This is a genomic window from Acaryochloris sp. IP29b_bin.137, assembly GCF_028285745.1.
Classification (GTDB): Bacteria; Cyanobacteriota; Cyanobacteriia; order Thermosynechococcales; family Thermosynechococcaceae; genus Acaryochloris.
The window spans coordinates 1-5,469 of sequence record NZ_JANQOP010000017.1 but is presented as its reverse complement, the minus strand read 5'-3'; the positions used below and the strand labels follow the sequence as shown (position 1 = coordinate 5,469).

General features: G+C 49.8%; 4 protein-coding genes. All 4 read left to right on the top strand.

Annotation, left to right across the window (positions count from 1 at the left end):
* Window positions 1-10 precede the first annotated feature (10 nt).
* The 4 genes from gndA to Q0991_RS01315 all read left to right on the top strand — a co-directional run bounded on the left by gndA (window position 11) and on the right by Q0991_RS01315 (window position 5,296).
* The gene (gene gndA, locus Q0991_RS01330) at window positions 11-1,441 is read left to right on the top strand and encodes an NADP-dependent phosphogluconate dehydrogenase (RefSeq protein WP_261890847.1); all 1,431 of its coding nucleotides are present in this window, start codon (window positions 11-13) and stop codon (window positions 1,439-1,441) included.
* A 40-nt stretch (window positions 1,442-1,481) separates the two neighbouring features.
* Complete coding sequence (locus Q0991_RS01325) at window positions 1,482-2,225, top strand: AsmA family protein (RefSeq protein ID WP_299484756.1); 744 nt, start codon at window positions 1,482-1,484, stop codon at window positions 2,223-2,225.
* 164 nt (window positions 2,226-2,389) lie between these two features.
* Window positions 2,390-3,469 carry a cytochrome-c peroxidase gene (locus Q0991_RS01320; protein ID WP_299484754.1) on the top strand — a complete coding sequence of 360 codons (1,080 nt, stop codon included), beginning with the start codon at window positions 2,390-2,392 and terminating at the stop codon, window positions 3,467-3,469.
* 72 nt (window positions 3,470-3,541) lie between these two features.
* The gene (locus Q0991_RS01315; RefSeq protein ID WP_299484757.1) at window positions 3,542-5,296 is read left to right on the top strand and encodes an ABC transporter substrate-binding protein; all 1,755 of its coding nucleotides are present in this window, start codon (window positions 3,542-3,544) and stop codon (window positions 5,294-5,296) included.
* The last annotated feature ends 173 nt before the right edge of the window (window positions 5,297-5,469 follow it).

The following is a 5,469-nucleotide window of genomic DNA, read 5'->3' as shown; positions in this document are numbered from 1 at the left end:
CAAATTCCTTATGCCCCAGCAACAATTTGGACTGATTGGCCTCGCGGTCATGGGGGAAAATCTAGCCCTCAACGTTGAGCGAAATGGCTTTCCCATTGCGGTTTATAATCGCACACGAGCAAAAACCGATGCCTTTATGGCAGAGCGGGCCCAGGGACGACAAGTAGTCGCCGCGTTTACGCCAGAAGAACTGGTCGCATCCCTCGAACGTCCTCGGCGGATCTTGATCATGGTCAAAGCGGGGGCCCCAGTGGATGCCGTGATTCAACAGCTCAAGCCGATGCTGGAACCCGGTGATGTGTTGATTGACGGCGGCAACTCCCTGTATGGGGACACCGTGCGACGCACAGAAGAATTAGAAGCGGTCGGCCTCCGATTTATTGGTATGGGCGTCAGCGGGGGTGAAGAAGGTGCCCTCAACGGTCCTAGCCTGATGCCCGGCGGAACGGAGGCCGCCTATAAAGACCTGTCTCCGATTCTGACGAAGATTGCCGCTCAGGTAGATGACGGACCTTGTGTCACCTATATTGGCCCAGGGGGTGCCGGTCACTACGTCAAAATGGTCCATAACGGCATTGAGTATGGCGATATGCAGCTGATCGCCGAAGCTTATGACCTGCTCAAAAATGTTCTAGGGTTGAGTCATACAGAACTGCATGAGGTGTTTAGTGAATGGAACACCACCGATGAGCTGAATTCCTTTTTGATTGAGATTACGGCTGAAATTTTTACCTATGTCGATCCAGATACTCAGCAGCCGTTAGTGGAGCTGATTTTAGATAAGGCAGGTCAAAAAGGCACAGGCCGCTGGACTGTGATGAGTGCTTTGGAATTGGGAGTGCCTATCCCCACAATTACAGCAGCCGTCAATGCCCGCATCACCTCATCTTTCAAAGATGAGCGAGTTAAAGCGTCTCAAATTCTGACGGGTCCCACGGCAACTTTTAGTGGCGACAAGCAAGCTTTTATCGGCAAAGTTCGAGATGCTCTGTATTGCTCTAAGATTTGCTCCTATGCTCAGGGTATGGCCTTGATGAGTGCGGCTTCACGGGAGTTCAAGTTCAATTTGAATTTAAGTGAAATTTCCCGGATTTGGAAAGGCGGCTGTATTATTCGGGCGGGCTTCTTGGACAAAATTAAATCGGCCTTTGCTGACGATCCAGCCTTGGCCAATCTGTTGCTTGCTCCCGAGTTTCGGCAGACCATTTTGGACCGTCAGGATGCCTGGCGAGAAGTGATGGCTACGGCAGCTCAGTTGGGAATTCCAGTCCCGGCCTTTAGTGCCTCTTTGGATTACTTTGATAGCTACCGCCGCGATCGCTTGCCCCAAAACCTAACTCAGGCCCAGCGCGATTTCTTTGGTGCTCATACCTATCAGCGGATTGACAAAGAAGGAACGTTCCACACGGAATGGACCGCCATCAACGAATCCAACAGCTAGTTTCCCAAGCTGGATTTTTGTGGGATAAGCTGGAACTGCCGTGCTAGCGCGGCAGTTTACGGTGGTGGTTATGGCGAAGCGTGCTTTAAAGATTTTGGGTGGTGGGGTTGCGATCGCAGTTCTCGCATTGGGAATTGGCTGGTTCAGTCGCAATGCCATCATTGAGTCGGCCCTAGAGGGGGCTATCCAAGACACGACGGGCGTGAGTACGGATGTGGAGGGACTGAATTTCCAACCTTTTGCGGGAGATTTGACCATAAAAGCCATTACCCTGAAAAACCCTCAGGGCTTTTCCACCCCGCACTTGATCAAAGTCCAAAATTTGAATTTAGATTTTCAGCTCTCTAATCTTTGGCAAGATCAGGTAGAACTTGAGGCCCTAACCGTCAATGGTCTGGATCTGAAGGTCGAGCAACAGATTCCCGACAATAATTTGGTGAAAGTGGTTGATACCCTGCAGGAAAAGGAGCAGCCCGAAAGCAGCGGCAATGAGAAGGTGGTCAAGATTGGCCGTCTAAGTATTCGCAATATCAAAGCCTCAATTAAGGTGAATGCCATTGTTGATTTAGAAGAAGATCTCAATATTGATGATATTGAGCTGACGGATGTGACGTCTCAGAATGCCGAGGGGAAATTGTCAGTTGCGATCGCAAATGCCGTCACTACTGCTTTACTCGAAAAAATTCCTCAAGATGGCTTGCCCTTCAAACTCGATGGCGACAGTCCCATTAAGGATCTGCCCATTGATGATATTCCCATCGATATTGAAGACTTGATTCCTTAGTTCAACCTTTTCTTGCAAAATTCGAAGCTATGTATGGTTTTGTGCCAAAACGTCATGGAGCCATCACGTTTTCTTACGGGTCGTCATTCACTTTTGGTGAACTCATAAAATTTGGATGGAGCGCAGCTCGCGACCCAGAGCATTCTAGAGAGGAGAGGTGACCCATGACTTTGCAATGGCATCACGGCAGCCACGATAAAATTCAGCGATTTATTGTGTTTTGGGTGGTACTGGCAGCGACCCTGCTGATGTTCCTCCGCGGATCGGAAATTGCAGTTGCAGATGAAGCTCCCAACCTCGCACTCTTTGGCCCCCCTTTGCCCGAGAATTTCTACCCTCAGCAACAGCCTGCCGATCCTGAACTTGTGAACTTAGGCCGCAGCCTCTACTTTGATAAGCGCCTCAGCAAAAATCAGGATATTTCTTGCAATAGCTGTCATCAGCTCGACCACTATGGCGTCGATAACCAACCTTTTTCCCCTGGTCATAAGGGACAACTCGGGGGACGCAACTCTCCCTCGGTTTACAATGCCGCTTCTCATGTGGCTCAGTTTTGGGATGGTCGGGCTGCCGATGTAGAAGCTCAGGCGAAAGGCCCCATTCTTAACCCGGTGGAGATGGCGATGCCGTCCGAGGCCCAGGTGCTCAAGGTCCTCAACTCCATGCCGGAATATGTTGACGCTTTTGCTGAAGCCTTCCCCCAAGATAAACAGCCCGTCACCTACGATCACCTCGGTCAAGCCATTGGTGCTTTTGAGCGGGGACTGGTTACCCCTGCTCCCTTTGATCGCTACTTTGCAGGCGACCAGACGGCCTTAAACGCCAAACAAAAGCGGGGGCTAGCTACCTTCGTAGAGGCAGGTTGTGCCCAATGCCATAACGGCACCTATTTTGGCGGTAATACCTATCAAAAAGCCGGTCGAGTGAATCCTTGGCCCAATCAAGATGATCCAGGACGCTACAAAGTCACGAGAGATGAAGACGACCGGATGCTGTTTAAGGTGCCATCCCTGCGGAATGTGGCGAAAACCGGCCCCTATTTCCATGATGGCTCTGTCAAATCCCTAAAAGCTGCCGTGGTACAAATGGCTGACACTCAGTTGGGTAAAGCGCTTTCCAATGCGGAAGCAGGAGATATCGTTGCTTTCCTCGAATCCCTGACTGGAGAACCCCCGGCGGATTATATCCAGCCCCCTGTCTTGCCTGTGAGTACAGAAAGTACCCCTGCTGCTGACCCGACTTAAAACTCACTCGGCAATTCCGGCAGACTTGTACGCTACCATCAAATTCAGCGTTAAACGTGGGCTGTGAACCGTATGTCTTTTCTGCGTCGATGGGTGGCTTGGAGTTTGGTATTGGTGGTTGCGATCGCACTGCCCGGTTGTAGCCTATCCCAATTCAAAACCCAAACGGCACGCGTCCCCCAGTATGTCGATGTCTTGCTGAGTGCACCCAAGACCTTTAACGCCACCCAAAGTAAGGAAGCCAACAATGTCTTTGGCCTAATTTATGAAGGGTTAACGACCCAGAATGGTCTTACCGGTGAGATTGAGCCTGCCCTGGCGGAATCTTGGGAATTCTCTGCCGATCGACTCAAGATTATCTTTACCCTCCGACCGAACCTGAAATGGTCGGACGGAGAACCTTTGACGGTAGACGACGTTGTTTTTTCCTATAACGATGTCTATCTGAATGAAGCCATTCCCACGGATACTCGCGATATTCTTAGGGTCGGTAAAAATCGGGCATTGCCCAAGGTCAGGAAACTAGATGACCGACGAGTAGAGTTTTCTATCCCTGAACCCTTTGCCCCGTTCCTACGAACGGCTGGCGCGATCAGTATTCTGCCTGCCCATGCCCTTAAGACACTGGTAGATACCCCTGATCGCAAGGGCAATCCGCAGTTTATCTCTGCTTGGGGCGTGGATACAGATCCCAGCGAAATTATTGTCAATGGTCCTTACCAACTGGAACGCTATGAAACCAATCAACGGGTCGTGTTTCGACGCAACCCGTTCTACTGGCGCTATCAAACTCCTGGCCAGGCCAACGGTAATATTGAGCGCATTATCTGGAAGATCGTAGAATCGCCCGATACGGCCCTGCTGCAATTCCGCACGGGAGGCTTAGATTCTGTAGGTGTGCGGGCCAGTACGTTTTCCCTGCTGAAGCGGGAAGAAAAGTCTGGCAACTTTACCATCTATGAAGGCGGACCCGATTTTGGCACAACCTTCGTTTTCTTTAATCTCAATCGGGGACGCCGAAATAATAAGCCCTTGGTCAACCCGATCAAATCCCGTTGGTTCAATAACGTTAAATTTCGGCAAGCAGTGGCCTATGCCATTGACCGAGAAAGGATTCTAGCCAATACTTACCAAGGCTTAGGCTTAACCCAAAATTCCCCCATCTCTGTCCAAAGCCCATACTACCTGCCTCCAGAGGAGGGGCTAAAGGTATACGACTATGACCCACAGAAATCCAAACAGTTACTCAAAGAGGCTGGATTTAAAACGAATAAACAAAGACAACTTTTGGATGATCAGGGCAATAAAGTCCGATTTACGCTGATGGCACCCGCAGGTAGCACCTTAGGTGCCCAGATTAAGCAGGACTTAGCCAAAATTGGCATGAAGGTGGACTATACTCCCATCGCCTTCAACACGATGGTGGATAAGTTAGATGACTCACTTGATTGGGATTGCGCCTTGTTGGGATTAACTGGCGGCTTAGAGCCTAATTCTGGCGCGAATGTCTGGTCCACAGAAGGGGGATTGCATATGTTTAATCAGAAGCCTCAGCCGCCCAGTGAACCGATTCAAGGCTTTACTGTCAGTGATTGGGAGCAGGAGATTGCCGATCTCTATATCGAAGGAGCCCAGGAACTAGATGAGGTCAAACGGAAAGCTATTTATGCCAAAACTCAACAGATCACCCAGGAGTATTTGCCTTTTATTTATCTAATCAACCCATTGGCATTAGCGGCAGTCCGCAACGACTTTGAAGGCACCCAATATACGGCTTTAGGCAAAGTAACGTGGAATATTCATGATATTCGGGATGTAGGGGAATAACTTTGACTTGAGTGCCCAAAACAGGAACCCAGTAGGGCGTTGTTGCATAAATAAAGCCACTCATAGTCTTGGTTTCAGAGCTTAGAGTTGGGGAGAATCTTCGATTTTTATCCATTTTGGACAATCTGGATCGCTGAAACCGCCTCCCAGCAAAGATCGATTCATGCAACAAC

Bases quoted from the DNA above. Each gene is read 5' to 3' on its own strand.
- Q0991_RS01315 (WP_299484757.1), top strand. From the start codon at position 3,542: ATGTCTTTTCTGCGTCGATGGGTGGCTTGGAGTTTGGTATTGGTGGTT.
- Q0991_RS01320 (WP_299484754.1), top strand. From the start codon at position 2,390: ATGACTTTGCAATGGCATCACGGCAGCCACGATAAAATTCAGCGATTT.
- gndA (WP_261890847.1), top strand. From the start codon at position 11: ATGCCCCAGCAACAATTTGGACTGATTGGCCTCGCGGTCATGGGGGAA.